At 55.7% G+C, this 14,190-nt stretch carries 10 protein-coding genes; 7 read left to right on the top strand and 3 right to left on the bottom strand.

The window, feature by feature from the left end; genetic code table 11:
* Nucleotides 1-34: 34 nt before the first annotated feature.
* A complete protein-coding gene (locus tag AAIR21_RS23085; protein WP_183516269.1) occupies nt 35-1,441 on the top strand; it encodes a YchO/YchP family invasin in 1,407 nt (468 codons plus the stop codon).
* Nucleotides 1,442-1,444: 3 nt separating this feature from the next.
* Here AAIR21_RS23085 and narL read toward each other — a convergent pair whose 3' ends face one another.
* Both narL and narX read right to left on the bottom strand, forming a co-directional pair.
* Nucleotides 1,445-2,095, bottom strand: a complete 651-nt coding sequence (narL, locus tag AAIR21_RS23080; RefSeq protein WP_003856701.1) for a two-component system response regulator NarL — start codon at nt 2,093-2,095, stop codon at nt 1,445-1,447.
* Nucleotides 2,088-3,884, bottom strand: coding sequence for a nitrate/nitrite two-component system sensor histidine kinase NarX (narX, locus tag AAIR21_RS23075; RefSeq protein WP_025203922.1), 1,797 nt, complete (start codon nt 3,882-3,884; stop codon nt 2,088-2,090). Before narX ends, narL begins: the two co-directional genes overlap by 8 nt.
* Before the next feature lie 309 nt (nt 3,885-4,193).
* On the opposite strand from narX, the gene AAIR21_RS23070 reads away from it, so the two are divergent.
* From AAIR21_RS23070 to narI, 5 genes are all read left to right on the top strand, one after another.
* Entirely contained in the window at nt 4,194-5,591 is a 1,398-nt protein-coding gene (locus AAIR21_RS23070) for a NarK family nitrate/nitrite MFS transporter (RefSeq protein ID WP_020882361.1), read from the top strand.
* 381 nt (nt 5,592-5,972) lie between these two features.
* Nucleotides 5,973-9,716 (top strand): nitrate reductase subunit alpha, encoded by a 3,744-nt coding sequence (locus AAIR21_RS23065; protein WP_020882362.1) that lies wholly within the window; start codon nt 5,973-5,975, stop codon nt 9,714-9,716.
* Nucleotides 9,713-11,248, top strand: a complete 1,536-nt coding sequence (gene narH, locus AAIR21_RS23060; protein ID WP_020882363.1) for a nitrate reductase subunit beta — start codon at nt 9,713-9,715, stop codon at nt 11,246-11,248. The genes AAIR21_RS23065 and narH overlap by 4 nt, the downstream gene beginning before the upstream one ends.
* Nucleotides 11,245-11,955, top strand: a complete 711-nt coding sequence (gene narJ, locus AAIR21_RS23055) for a nitrate reductase molybdenum cofactor assembly chaperone (RefSeq protein WP_020882364.1) — start codon at nt 11,245-11,247, stop codon at nt 11,953-11,955. Before narH ends, narJ begins: the two co-directional genes overlap by 4 nt.
* Nucleotides 11,955-12,632 carry a respiratory nitrate reductase subunit gamma gene (gene narI, locus AAIR21_RS23050; protein WP_014170469.1) on the top strand — a complete coding sequence of 226 codons (678 nt, stop codon included), beginning with the start codon at nt 11,955-11,957 and terminating at the stop codon, nt 12,630-12,632. The genes narJ and narI overlap by 1 nt, the downstream gene beginning before the upstream one ends.
* Here the strand turns inward: narI and AAIR21_RS23045 are convergent.
* Nucleotides 12,629-13,525 carry a DMT family transporter gene (locus tag AAIR21_RS23045; RefSeq protein ID WP_183516270.1) on the bottom strand — a complete coding sequence of 299 codons (897 nt, stop codon included), beginning with the start codon at nt 13,523-13,525 and terminating at the stop codon, nt 12,629-12,631. The genes narI and AAIR21_RS23045 overlap by 4 nt on opposite strands.
* A 107-nt stretch (nt 13,526-13,632) precedes the next feature.
* Between AAIR21_RS23045 and AAIR21_RS23040 the strand changes: the two genes are divergently transcribed.
* Complete coding sequence (locus AAIR21_RS23040; RefSeq protein WP_183516271.1) at nt 13,633-14,076, top strand: Lrp/AsnC family transcriptional regulator; 444 nt, start codon at nt 13,633-13,635, stop codon at nt 14,074-14,076.
* Nucleotides 14,077-14,190: the final 114 nt, after the last annotated feature.

Genomic DNA, 14,190 nt, shown 5'->3' with positions numbered 1-14,190 from the left:
CTCACGTAAGCATCGGGTATTTCTTACGACGTTAATGGCTGTGTCATCTCATCTTCGTTTTCTTGCTTTACTCCCCCTCATTCCGGTCGGAGCCGTTCACGGTGCGCCGAATTCCTTTGTGCAACAGGCACAGAACCCCTTTGATAACAACGGGGATAATCTGCCCGATCTCGGCATGGCGGCGCCCACGACCGAGGGCGAAAAACATCTGGCAGAAATGGCGAAAGCGTTTGGCGAAGCCAGTATGACCGATAACGGCCTGACGACAGGCGAGCAGGCGCGTCAGTTTGCCTTTGGCAAGGTGCGTGACGCGGTGAGCGGCGAAGTGAACCAGCATATTGAATCCTGGCTTTCGCCGTGGGGGAATGCCAGCGTGAACTTGCTGGTGGATGACGACGGCAAATTTAACGGCAGCAGCGGCAGCTGGTTTATTCCGTGGAACGATAACAACCGTTATCTGAGCTGGAGCCAGCTTGGCCTGACGCAGCAGACTGACGGTCTGGTGAGCAATGCCGGCATTGGGCAGCGCTGGGTTGCCGGAAAATGGTTGCTCGGCTACAACACCTTTTACGACAACCTGCTGGATGAAAACCTGCAGCGTGCCGGGTTAGGTGCGGAAGTGTGGGGCGAGAACCTGCGTCTGTCTGCGAACTATTATCAGCCCTTTGCCGGCTGGCGCGATCGCTCCGACATTCAGGAACAACGTATGGCCCGGGGGTACGACGTGACCGCTAAAGCGTGGTTGCCGTGGTTCCATCACCTGAATACCAGCGTCAGTTTTGAGCAATATTTTGGTGATAACGTTGACCTGTTCAACAGCGGTACCGGTTATCACAACCCGGTGGCGGTCAATCTTGGGCTGAATTATACCCCCGTTCCGCTGGTGACCCTCACCGCCGGGCATAAGCAAGGAGAGAGTGGGGTGAGCCAGAATAATCTTGGCCTCAAGCTCAACTACCGCTTTGGCGTGCCGCTGGTGAAGCAACTTTCTGCCAGTGAAGTCGCCGCCACCCGTTCTCTGCGCGGCAGTCGCTATGATTCGCCAGAGCGGGATAACCTGCCGGTGATGGAGTTCCGCCAGAGCAAAACGTTGTCCGTCTACCTGGCGACACCGCCGTGGGATCTTAAAGGGGGCGAAACCGTGATGCTTAAGCTGCAGATCCGCAGTAAGCACGGGATTCGCCAGTTGCACTGGCAGGGAGATACGCAGGCGCTGAGTCTGACATCGCCGGCCAACAATACCAGCGAAGACGGCTGGAGCGTGATTATGCCTGCCTGGGATGACAGTGAGGGCGCGAGCAACCGCTGGCGGCTTTCGGTGGTGGTAGAAGATAATGATGGCAAGCGCGTCTCGTCCAATGAGATCACGCTGGCTGTGGCGCAACCGCTTGTGGCATTACCCGCCGACGATCCGCGCTGGAAGCTGCTGCCGGATGAGTAATGCTTAAAAAATACGTTCCTGGTGTACCCATACCGCGGCTTCAACCCGCGATTTTAACTTCATTTTCTTCAGCATATGTTTCACATGCACTTTGACCGTGCTTTCGGTGATATCCAGGCGACGCGCAATCATTTTATTCGGCAGGCCCTGGGCAATCAGCTTCAGAATATCGCGCTCACGCGGCGTTAACTGACTGACATCGCGATCCGAGGTGGCGCGGTTTGCCCGCAGGCTGGCGGCCAGCACCGGCGTTAAGGCTTCGCTCAGCACCATCTCACCCGCGGCGGCCTGTTGCAGGGCCTTGAGCAGATCTTCCGGCTCCATATCTTTCAGCAGGTAGCCGTCCGCGCCACGCTTGAGCGCCGTCACCACATCCTCTTCATGATTCGAGACGCTAAAGACCACTACGCGTCCGGAGAGCGATTTTTCCCGCAGCTTGTCGAGCGTTTCCAGACCGTTCATGCCCGGCATGTTGAGATCGAGCAGGATCAGATCGGGATCAAGCGATTCGGCAAGCTCAATGCCCTGTTCGCCATTGCTGGCTTCGCCAACGACGGTGATATCGGGTGCCATGCTGACCAGCTGTTTAACGCCAGTACGCAGCATCGGATGGTCGTCGATCAACAGGATGGATGCCGGTTCCTGATTAGTCATGGGTTTCTCCTTGAGCAGTTGTGAGCGGTTTTTCGGGAATAAAGGTGACCACGACTTCCGTGCCACCTGTCTCTCGCCGGCGAACCTGGCAATCACCGCGCAGGCTTTGGGCGCGGTCTCGCATGATAATTAAACCATAATGGTTAGTTCTTTCGGCATTTTCCGGCACGCCGCAGCCGTTGTCATGAACCGTGAGCCTGACCTGATTATCGTGCTGGCTGACGGTAACGGTGACCGCCGTCGCGTCAGCGTGTTTGAGCACGTTGCTCAGGGCTTCACGGGCGATCTGCAGTAGATGAATCGCCTGATGGGAGGGGACAAACCGCGGCGGCAGCTGATAATCAAGCTTCACCGGGAACCCCAGTCGGGCGCTAAATTCATGGCAGCTGGACTCCAGCGCGGGGCGCAGGCCAGGCTCGGTCAGCTGCAGGCGGAAGGTGGTCAACAGCTCGCGAAGCTGAATCCATGAGGTATTGAGTTCGTTGCGGATCTGGCTCAGCAGCTGTTTGTTGCTTTCCGGCATCTCCGCATCCTGCATCTGCAGACAGCTGACCTGCATTTTCATACAGGAGAGCGACTGGGCGATGGAGTCATGCAGTTCGCGCGCGATAGTCGCACGCTCTTCCATGACGATCAGCTGCTGTTGCTTTTCCTGATGGCGGTCGAGCGCCAGCGTAGCGGTCAGCTGCTCGACCAGCGTATCGACCAGCTGCTGCTGATCGTGGCTCAGATGCCGCCCGGCGGGCAGCGTGGCCAGCAGGATACCGTACTGGGTATGGCTGTCCGTCAGTCGCCACTTCAGTGTCGTACCGCCGGAGGTGAGGGGCGGCAAGCCTCGCGGGCAAAGATGACAGCCTTTGTCATCGCAGGACATGTCGGACTGACAGGTAAATTCCTGATGATTATCTTCATCTTCAACATCGTAGACCCGCAGCTCCAGGTCATGCAGCAAGGTCAGATTTTGCAGGCCATTCAGCACCGGCGAGAGGCGTTCACATAACGGCACCTGCATATGCAGACGACGATTGGCCTGCCACAGGAAGGAGAGGATTTCGTTTTTCTGCTCCAGCCCTGCCGTTTTCTCCTGCACGCGTTTTTCCAGCACGGCGTAGCTTTCGGAGAGTTCTTCGGACATGGTATTGAGCGCCTGGCCCAGCATCGCCATTTCATTCCGCCCGCTGATATGCGTGCGCTGAGTAAAATCGCGTGCGGTTACCGCGCGGGCCATTGCCAGCAACTGTTTCCAGGGGTTCAACAGCCGGGCGCGCAGCCAGAGGATGGTGAAAATCAGCAGCAGCCCCATAAACAACGCCATGGCACGGTGAACCATCAGCACCCGGTCGATACGCAATTCTGTGGTCTGATCGAAAGAGGAGACCAGCGCGTCAATGCGCGACACAAAGCCCGCGACGTCCCGTGCTACGGTCTCAGTATTGCGTGCCTGTTTCAGACCAGGCTGAAGCTGGGTGTGCCAGTAGTTTTGCAGGGATTTAAGCTGTGATTCCTGCCCGTCACGGATGGCGGCACGTTCCAGCTCCGGGCTGAACGCGGTACGCTCCATTTCGTCGATCAAAGGCTGATCGTCTTCCGTCAGCGGTACCGACGCCAGCAGGCGATAACTCTGCATGCGTAGAGAGCCTGCCTCGTTGATGGCATGCGCATTACCCTGTACGCCCTGTACCAGCCAGCCAGAAATCGCCATACCGGTCACACCGAGGGCGGTGGACAGCATAACGATCAGTGCCAACTGGTTAACCAGTGTTAGCGGAGATAAACATCTTTTTAACATAGAGTTGCCGGGCTCCTGACGTGGCCTGCTTGCAGGAATGGCGCTATTCTGGTGCATACCCAGGAGTATACCCATACCAATAAAGGATTACCCCTAAATTGCCAGCGGAGTAAGCGGCAGGAGGAGGCGGTATCGGGGACGCTTCAGTGCCGTGAAAAACCACGTCTTTTTTACTGAAATAGCCTACTCACTAAGGATAAGGGCTTTTTTCGCGCTGTAAAACCTCCCACTTTTCCTTTGATTTATATCAACTTACCGCCGCCCTAAAACCCTAATGTTTGCAGCATCATTCGAGAATCAGAGGTGTCTATGAGTCACTCATCCGCTCCCGAAAGGGAAAATGGTGCCGTTATTACTGAATGGCGTCCAGAGGATCCGGCGTTCTGGCAACAGCGCGGCCATCGTATAGCGAGCCGGAATCTGTGGATTTCCGTTCCGTGTTTGCTGTTAGCGTTTTGCGTATGGATGTTGTTTAGTGCAGTGGCAGTCAATCTGCCAAAAGTGGGTTTTACCTTTACGACCGATCAGCTGTTTATGCTGACCGCGTTACCGTCGCTGTCCGGTGCGCTGCTGCGCGTCCCTTACGCGTTTATGGTGCCGGTGTTTGGCGGTCGTCGCTGGACGGCGTTCAGTACGGGCATCATGATCGTACCTTGCGTGTGGCTGGGTTTTGCGGTGCAGGATACCTCCACGCCTTTCAGCGTGTTCGTGATTATCTCCCTGCTGTGCGGTTTTGCTGGCGCTAACTTCGCCTCCAGTATGGCGAACATCAGCTTCTTCTTCCCGAAAGCGAAGCAGGGCGGTGCGCTGGGTATTAACGGCGGTCTGGGAAACATGGGCGTAAGCGTGATGCAGTTAATTGCACCGCTGGCAATCTCTGTCTCCATTTTTGCAGCCTTTGGTGGCGGTGGTGTCGAGCAGGCGGATGGTTCTTCCCTGTACCTGCAGAATGCGGCGTGGATTTGGGTTCCGTTCCTGGTGGTCTTCACCCTGGCGGCATGGTTCTTTATGAACGATCTGTCGGCATCTAAGGCTTCGCTGAGCGAGCAGTTGCCGGTGCTGAAACGCGGGCACCTGTGGGTCATGGCGCTGCTTTATCTGGCAACCTTCGGGTCGTTTATCGGTTTCTCCGCAGGCTTTGCCATGCTGTCCAAAACACAGTTCCCGGAAGTGCAGATCCTGCAGTTTGCCTTCTTTGGTCCGTTCATCGGTGCCCTGGCGCGTTCACTGGGCGGGATGGTGTCTGACCGTCTGGGCGGAACACGCGTGACGCTGGTGAACTTTGTGATCATGGCTGTTTTCTGTGCGCTGCTGTTCCTGACGCTGCCCGCCAATGGCCAGGGTGGCAACTTTACCGCCTTCTTCGGCGTGTTTATGGTGCTGTTCCTGACGGCCGGTCTGGGTAGCGCATCGACCTTCCAGATGATTTCCGTTATCTTCCGTAAACTGACGATGGATCGCGTTAAAGCGCAGGGCGGAAGCGAAGAGCAGGCCATGCGTGAAGCCGCGACGGATACGGCTGCTGCACTGGGCTTTATCTCTGCCATCGGCGCAATTGGCGGCTTCTTTATTCCGAAAGCGTTCGGTATCTCTCTGGACCTGACCGGCTCTCCGGCAGGGGCAATGAAAGTCTTCCTCGTTTTCTATATCGCCTGCGTAGTGATTACGTGGCTGGTATATGGCCGTAATACCAAGAAAAATAAGTAAGTGTGATTATCCGTTTGCGCGGCCTTCGGGCCGCGTTTTTTTATTACTACAGTAGTTACAACATACTGATGGCGTTTGAGGAATAATGCCTGCGGGTAACACTGTGATCGCCATCGCTTTACAGGGCGGTCTACCCCTTAATACCTGAGATGTTAAATTTAGCCCTCCTTTTTGTACGATAAATTATAAATATCATTATAAATTAATGGCTTATGAAAATTAAAAATCTACCGCTTTGGTGGTATCCGATCTAATACCCCACCTGAAACTCCCTCTCCGCATTGATCGTTATCAATTCTCGCCATCTATCAGAGCGTTACCTTCGCTGCAAATCAGCAATGTCGATTTAGAGAGCCACAGGCTCCACACAGGAGATACCCGATGAGCAAATTTTTGGACCGGTTTCGCTACTTCAAACAGAAGGGTGAAACTTTTGCCGATGGGCACGGCCAGGTTCTGGAGACCAACCGGGACTGGGAAGACGGTTACCGTCAGCGCTGGCAGCATGACAAAGTCGTCCGTTCGACCCACGGCGTGAACTGCACTGGCTCATGTAGCTGGAAGATTTTCGTTAAAAACGGCCTGGTGACATGGGAAATGCAGCAGACCGACTATCCGCGTACCCGTCCGGATATGCCAAACCACGAACCTCGTGGCTGCCCGCGTGGTGCAAGCTACTCCTGGTATCTGTACAGCGCCAACCGTCTGAAATACCCTCTGATGCGCAAACGCCTGATGAAAATGTGGCGTGAAGCGAAAGTGCTGCACAGCGATCCGGTTGATGCCTGGGCATCCATTATCGAAGATGCCGACAAAGCAAAAAGCTTTAAGCAGGCGCGCGGTCGCGGTGGCTTTGTTCGTTCTTCCTGGAAAGAGGTCAACGAACTGATTGCCGCTTCAAACGTTTATACCGTCAAAACCTACGGACCGGACCGCGTCGCAGGCTTCTCGCCTATCCCGGCGATGTCGATGGTCTCTTACGCCTCCGGGGCTCGTTATCTGTCGCTTATCGGCGGAACCTGTCTGAGCTTCTACGACTGGTACTGCGACCTGCCGCCAGCCTCTCCGCAGACCTGGGGCGAGCAGACCGACGTGCCGGAATCCGCTGACTGGTACAACTCCAGCTACATTATTGCCTGGGGCTCTAACGTTCCACAGACCCGTACGCCGGATGCCCACTTCTTCACGGAAGTGCGTTACAAAGGCACCAAAACCGTTGCGGTGACCCCGGACTATGCGGAAATTGCCAAGCTGTGCGACCTGTGGCTGGCACCTAAACAGGGTACCGACTCCGCGATGGCGCTGGCGATGGGCCACGTGATGCTGCGTGAGTTCCACCTCGATAAACCCAGCCAGTACTTTACTGACTATGTCCGTCGTTATACCGACATGCCGATGCTGGTCATGCTGGAAGAGCGTGATGGCTATTATGCAGCGGGCCGCACGCTGCGTGCCGCCGATCTGGTGGATGCGCTGGGTCAGGAAAACAATCCTGAGTGGAAAACGGTCGCCTATAACAATAACGGCGAGCTGGTGGCACCCAACGGCTCTATCGGTTTCCGCTGGGGCGAGAAGGGCAAGTGGAACCTCGAGCAGCGTAACGGTACCACCGGTGAAGAGACTGAACTGCGTCTGAGCATGCTGGGTAGCCAGGACGAAATTGCTGATGTGGGCTTCCCGTACTTCGGCGGCGAAGGGTCCGAGCATTTCAACAAAGTTGAGCTGCAGAACATCCTGATGCATAAGCTGCCGGTCAAACGTCTGCAGCTGGCGGATGGGTCGACGGCGCTGGTGACCACCGTGTATGACCTGACGCTGGCCAACTACGGCCTGGAGCGCGGCCTGAATGATGAAAACTGCGCAACCAGCTACGACGACATCAAAGCGTATACCCCGGCCTGGGCAGAGCAGATCACCGGCGTGCCGCGTGGACACATCACCCGTATCGCCCGTGAATTCGCTGAAAATGCTGACAAGACGCATGGCCGTTCAATGATCATTGTTGGTGCTGGTCTGAACCACTGGTATCACCTTGATATGAACTATCGTGGCCTGATCAACATGCTGATCTTCTGCGGTTGTGTGGGTCAAAGCGGCGGCGGCTGGGCGCACTATGTGGGCCAGGAAAAACTGCGTCCGCAGACGGGCTGGCAGCCACTGGCGTTTGCCCTCGACTGGCAGCGTCCGGCGCGTCATATGAACAGTACGTCTTACTTCTACAACCACTCCAGCCAGTGGCGCTATGAGACGGTAACGGCCCAGGAACTGCTGTCGCCAATGGCGGATAAATCCCGCTACAGCGGCCATCTGATCGACTTCAACGTCCGCGCAGAACGCATGGGCTGGCTGCCGTCAGCACCTCAGTTAGGAACTAACCCGCTGCGTATTGCCGACGAGGCGAAGAAAGCGGGCATGACCCCGGCGGATTACACCGTCAAGGCACTGAAAGAAGGCACCATTCGCTTTGCGGCCGAGCAGCCTGAAAACGGCAAAAACCATCCGCGTAACCTGTTTATCTGGCGCTCTAACCTGCTGGGCTCCTCCGGTAAAGGCCACGAGTACATGCTGAAATATCTGCTGGGTACTGAAAACGGTATTCAGGGGAAAGATCTGGGCAAGCAGGGCGGCGTGAAACCAGAAGAAGTGGAGTGGAAAGACAACGGTCTGGACGGCAAGCTGGATCTGGTGGTGACGCTGGACTTCCGTTTGTCCAGTACCTGCCTGTATTCCGATATCGTGCTGCCAACCGCCACCTGGTATGAAAAAGACGACATGAATACCTCGGATATGCATCCGTTTATTCATCCGCTGTCTGCCGCCGTTGACCCGGCGTGGGAATCCAAAAGCGACTGGGATATCTACAAAGATATCGCGAAGAAATTCTCCGAAGTGTGCGTAGGACATCTGGGCAAAGAGACCGATGTGGTGACCCTGCCGATTCAGCACGACTCTGCAGCCGAACTGGCGCAGCCGCTGGACGTGAAGGACTGGAAAAAAGGCGAGTGCGACCTGATCCCGGGTGTGACTGCGCCGCACATTATTCCCGTTGAACGTGACTACCCGGCAACGTACGAACGCTTTACCTCTATCGGCCCGCTGATGGAAAAAATCGGTAACGGGGGTAAAGGGATTGCGTGGAATACCCAGAGCGAAATGGACCTGCTGCGTAAGCTCAATTACACCAAAGCAGACGGCCCGGCCAAAGGCCAGCCAATGCTGAACACGGCCATTGATGCTGCAGAAATGATCCTGACTCTGGCACCGGAAACCAACGGTCACGTGGCGGTGAAAGCATGGGCGGCACTGAGTGAGTTTACCGGTCGCGATCATACCCATCTGGCGACGAATAAAGAGGAAGAGAAGATCCGCTTCCGCGATATTCAGGCTCAGCCGCGCAAAATTATCTCCAGCCCGACCTGGTCTGGCCTGGAAGATGAACACGTCTCCTACAACGCTGGCTACACCAACGTTCACGAACTGATCCCATGGCGTACCCTGTCCGGTCGTCAGTCCCTGTATCAGGATCACCAGTGGATGCGCGACTTCGGTGAGAGCCTGCTGGTTTATCGTCCGCCAATCGATACCCGCTCCGTGAAAGCGGTAATGGGTACGAAATCGAACGGTAACCCGGAGAAGGCGCTGAACTTCCTGACGCCACACCAGAAGTGGGGCATTCACTCCACCTACAGCGACAACCTGCTGATGCTGACGTTGTCCCGCGGTGGCCCGATTGTGTGGATGAGCGAGACGGACGCCAAAGATCTGGGCATTGAAGATAACGACTGGATCGAAGTGTTCAACAGCAACGGTGCGCTGACGGCGCGTGCGGTTGTCAGCCAGCGTGTCCCGGCCGGGATGACCATGATGTACCACGCGCAGGAACGTATCGTTAACCTGCCGGGTTCTGAAATCACCGAGCAGCGCGGCGGCATTCACAACTCCGTGACCCGTATTACGCCAAAACCGACGCACATGATCGGCGGCTATGCGCAGCTGGCCTACGGCTTTAACTACTACGGCACGGTAGGATCTAACCGCGATGAGTTCGTGGTGGTACGTAAGATGAAGAATATTAACTGGTTAGACGGCGAAGGTAATGACCAGGTACAGGAGAGCGTAAAATGAAAATTCGTTCACAAGTCGGCATGGTGCTGAATCTGGATAAATGCATCGGCTGTCATACCTGCTCAGTCACCTGTAAAAACGTCTGGACCAGCCGCGAAGGGATGGAGTACGCGTGGTTCAATAACGTGGAAAGTAAACCCGGCACAGGCTTCCCAACCGACTGGGAAAACCAGGAGAAATGGAAGGGCGGCTGGATCCGTAAAATCAACGGTAAACTGCAGCCGCGCATGGGTAACCGTGCGATGCTGCTTGGTAAAATCTTCGCCAACCCGCATCTGCCGGGCATCGATGATTACTACGAGCCGTTTGATTACGACTACCAGAACCTGCACAACGCGCCGGAAAGCAAACATCAGCCGATCGCACGTCCACGCTCGCTCATTACCGGACAGCGTATGGATAAGATCACCAGCGGTCCAAACTGGGAAGAGATTCTGGGCGGCGAGTTCGAAAAACGCGCCAAAGACCAGAACTTCGAGAACATGCAGAAGGCGATGTACGGCCAGTTCGAAAACACCTTCATGATGTATCTGCCGCGTCTGTGCGAGCACTGCCTTAACCCGGCGTGCGTGGCGACCTGTCCGAGCGGAGCCATCTATAAGCGTGAAGAAGATGGCATTGTGCTGATCGACCAGGACAAGTGCCGCGGCTGGCGTATGTGTATTACCGGTTGCCCGTACAAAAAAATCTACTTCAACTGGAAGAGCGGCAAGTCTGAGAAGTGCATCTTCTGCTATCCGCGTATTGAAGCCGGTATGCCAACCGTCTGCTCTGAGAGCTGCGTGGGCCGTATTCGTTACCTCGGCGTGCTGCTGTACGACGCGGACGCGATTGAAAATGCAGCCAGCACCGAGAACGAGAAAGATCTCTATCAGCGTCAGCTGGACGTTTTCCTTGATCCTAACGATCCGAAAGTGATTGAGCAGGCGCTGAAAGACGGCATTCCGCAGAGCGTGATTGACGCGGCGCAGCAGTCTCCGGTGTACAAAATGGCGATGGACTGGAAGCTGGCGCTGCCGCTGCATCCGGAATACCGCACGCTGCCGATGGTCTGGTACGTGCCGCCGCTGTCTCCGATCCAGTCTGCTGCGGATGCGGGTGAGCTGGGCAGCAACGGCATTCTGCCAGACGTGGAAAGCCTGCGTATCCCGGTTCAGTATCTGGCAAACCTGTTAACCGCAGGGGATACCCAGCCGGTCCTGCTGGCGCTGAAACGTATGCTGGCGATGCGCCACTTCAAACGCGCTGAAACCGTTGACGGTGTTAACGATACCCGTGCACTGGAAGCGGTAGGTCTGACCGAAGCCCAGGCGCAGGAGATGTACCGTTACCTGGCGATTGCCAATTACGAAGACCGTTTCGTGGTGCCGAGCAGCCACCGAGAACTGGCTCGCGAAGCCTTCCCGGAGAAAAATGGCTGTGGCTTTACCTTTGGCGATGGATGCCACGGTTCAGACACGAAATTCAATCTCTTCAACAGCCGCCGCATCGATGCCCTGGATGTGACGAGCAAAACGGAGCCGCACCAATGATTGAACTTGTCATTGTTTCGCGTCTGCTCGAGTACCCGGATGATGCGCTTGCGCAGCATCAGCAGGAGCTCTTTGATGCACTCGCGTCATCTGAAAATCTTGAGAAAGAGGATGCCCAGACACTGGCCGTTTTCCTCAGGGACCTGTTAGCACGCAATTTACTGGATGCGCAGGCGGATTACAGCCAGCTGTTTGACCGCGGACGCGCGACGTCGCTGCTGCTGTTCGAACATGTTCACGGTGAGTCACGTGACCGCGGTCAGGCGATGGTTGACCTGATGGGACAGTACGAGCAACACGGCCTGCAGCTCGACAGCCGCGAGCTGCCGGACCACCTGCCGCTCTACCTTGAGTATCTGGCGCAGTTGCCTAAAGAGGAGGCGCTGGGGGGGCTGCAGGACATCGCGCCGATCCTGGCGTTGCTCGGCGCACGACTTCAGCAGCGCGAGAGCCGTTACGCGGTGCTGTTCGACCTGCTGGTGAAACTCGCCAACGCATCGGTCGACAGTGAAAAAGTTGCGGAGAAGATCGCCGATGAAGCCCGCGATGATACGCCACAGGCGCTGGATGCGGTCTGGGAGGAAGAGCAGGTGAAATTCATGGCTGACCAGAACTGCGGTGAGTCTGAAATCTCTGCTCACCAACGTCGTTTTGCCGGAGCCGTTGCCCCGCAATATTTGAATATCTCTAACGGAGGACAGCAATAATGCACTTCCTGAATATGTTCTTCTTTGACATTTACCCGTATATCGCGGGCACCGTGTTCCTGGTGGGAAGCTGGCTGCGTTATGACTACGGCCAGTACACCTGGCGTGCTGCCTCCAGCCAGATGCTCGATCGCAAAGGGATGAACCTGGCTTCTAACCTGTTCCACATCGGGATCCTGGGGATTTTTGCGGGTCACTTCCTCGGAATGCTGACGCCGCACTGGATGTATGAGTCATTCCTGCCGATTGAGGTGAAGCAGAAAATGGCGATGATTGCCGGCGGTGCCTGCGGCGTGATGACGCTGGTGGGCGGTTTACTGCTGCTCAAACGCCGTCTGTTCAGCCCGCGCGTTCGCGCGACTACCACCGGCGCGGACATTCTGATTTTGTCCCTGCTGATGGTGCAGTGTGCGCTGGGTCTGCTGACCATTCCGTTCTCGGCTCAGCATATGGATGGCAGCGAAATGATGAAGCTGGTCGGCTGGGCGCAGTCTGTGGTGACTTTCCACGGTGGTGCGTCTGAGCACCTTGACGGTGTGGCGTTTATCTTCCGCGTGCACCTGGTGCTCGGGATGACGCTGTTTGTGCTGTTCCCGTTCTCTCGTCTGGTGCATATCTGGAGCGCACCGGTGGAGTATCTGACGCGCAAATATCAGATTGTTCGCGCCCGTCGCTAATTTGCTGATTTGATCCTAACCCCGCACTCGCGGGGTTTTTTCTCGCCCCAGCCCAGGTTATTACCTGCCGCCGCAAACAGTATCAATGCACCCCCTGCCAGTTGCGTGATATTCAGCGAGTGTCCGAACACCACGTTATCGACAATTATGGCCACCACGGGATAGATAAAAGACAGAGAACCGGTAACGGGCGTCGGGAGCTTCTGGATCGCGCTATACAGCAACTGATACATGATCCCGGTGTGGACGACACCTAACGTCAGTAAAATCGGCCATGGGAAATCAGCTGATAATGCCGGCTGGTGGGCGAAGGGCAACAGCATGACCACGCCGGTCAGTACCTGAATAAAGGCGATATGCTGGGGCGCAACTGATTTCAGTCTGCGGGCGATTATGGCTGTCAGTGCGTAGAAGAAAGCGGCTCCCATCGCCAGACCGATTCCTGCGAGCCAGCCTTCGCCCTGTGCGCCATTCAGCTCACTGGAGAGCAGGATGACCACGCCGCCAAAGGCGAGAACGAGCCAACCCCATTTCACCAGGCTCACGCGTTCTCCTAAAAACATCCCCGTCAACACCAGCATAAACGGCTGAGTGTTATAGACCACGGTAGAAAGGCCGATTGAAATATGTTCATAAGCCGCGAACAGCAGCAACCAGTTCACCACTAACGCAACACCGCCCAGAATTGCCAGCAGTAGCGTGACACGGGTGAGCGGACTAAATGGTTTTCGACTTATTCGGATGAAAATAAAAAGGGCCATCGCCCCGATCAGGCATCGCCAGAAAACCACTTCCGTCACCGGCAGGCCGGAAAGCAGAACAAACGCGCCAATCGAGCCGGAAATTAACATTGCCAGGCTCATCTGCCAGACGCCTTTTTGCACATCACCCATTATTCACCTCCTGATTAATGACGATATTGTCGAATACCGCTGTCGGGAATAACATGGCTGATATAAGGTGAAAGACAGTGATGACTTTTTTAAATTAGGTAAAAACGATGGAAAACCTTCTCGATGATATCGATCGCCAAATCCTGGCCTGTCTGGTTGAGGATGCGCGCATGTCGCTAAAGGTACTCAGCGGACGTGTTGGACTGACATCTCCCAGTACAGCAGAGCGTCTGAAAAGACTGGAAGAGCGCGGGGTGGTTGAAGGGTATGGCGCGCGCGTCAATCTGACGGCGTTGGGGTATACGTTGCAGGCGCTGGTGCGGGTTCGTCCTTTACCGGGGTTGCTGCAAAAGGTAGATAAGTACATTCAGGCCATGCCGGAATGTATTGAGAGCGATAAAGTCACCGGTGAAGACTGCTTTGTTATCAGGCTGGTCGTGCGGTCGATTGAGCAACTGGATGCGTTGCTTGATGGTCTGGCGGAACATGCTCAGTGTAATACGTCGATCGTGAAAAGTTCACCGGTGAAGCGTCGGTTGCCTCCAATGTGATCGTCTGTTGCTATGCATGACACATCGTTTGAAATACATCACTGGATTGGCTTTGAGATGATGGTGGTGGGGGAAGGATTCGAACCTTCGAAGTCGATGACGGCAGATTTACAG

This window comes from Enterobacter sp. PTB, assembly GCF_051130085.1.
Classification (GTDB): Bacteria; Pseudomonadota; Gammaproteobacteria; order Enterobacterales; family Enterobacteriaceae; genus Enterobacter; species Enterobacter ludwigii.
This window is presented reverse-complemented; position numbering and strand designations above follow the sequence as displayed.

Coding starts and splice junctions, on each gene's coding strand:
- narX (WP_025203922.1), bottom strand. CDS start 3,884: ATGTTAAAAAGATGTTTATCTCCGCTAACACTGGTTAACCAGTTGGCA.
- AAIR21_RS23065 (WP_020882362.1), top strand. CDS start 5,973: ATGAGCAAATTTTTGGACCGGTTTCGCTACTTCAAACAGAAGGGTGAA.
- narH (WP_020882363.1), top strand. CDS start 9,713: ATGAAAATTCGTTCACAAGTCGGCATGGTGCTGAATCTGGATAAATGC.
- AAIR21_RS23045 (WP_183516270.1), bottom strand. CDS start 13,525: ATGGGTGATGTGCAAAAAGGCGTCTGGCAGATGAGCCTGGCAATGTTA.
- AAIR21_RS23040 (WP_183516271.1), top strand. CDS start 13,633: ATGGAAAACCTTCTCGATGATATCGATCGCCAAATCCTGGCCTGTCTG.
- narJ (WP_020882364.1), top strand. CDS start 11,245: ATGATTGAACTTGTCATTGTTTCGCGTCTGCTCGAGTACCCGGATGAT.
- AAIR21_RS23085 (WP_183516269.1), top strand. CDS start 35: ATGGCTGTGTCATCTCATCTTCGTTTTCTTGCTTTACTCCCCCTCATT.
- narL (WP_003856701.1), bottom strand. CDS start 2,095: ATGACTAATCAGGAACCGGCATCCATCCTGTTGATCGACGACCATCCG.
- narI (WP_014170469.1), top strand. CDS start 11,955: ATGCACTTCCTGAATATGTTCTTCTTTGACATTTACCCGTATATCGCG.
- AAIR21_RS23070 (WP_020882361.1), top strand. CDS start 4,194: ATGAGTCACTCATCCGCTCCCGAAAGGGAAAATGGTGCCGTTATTACT.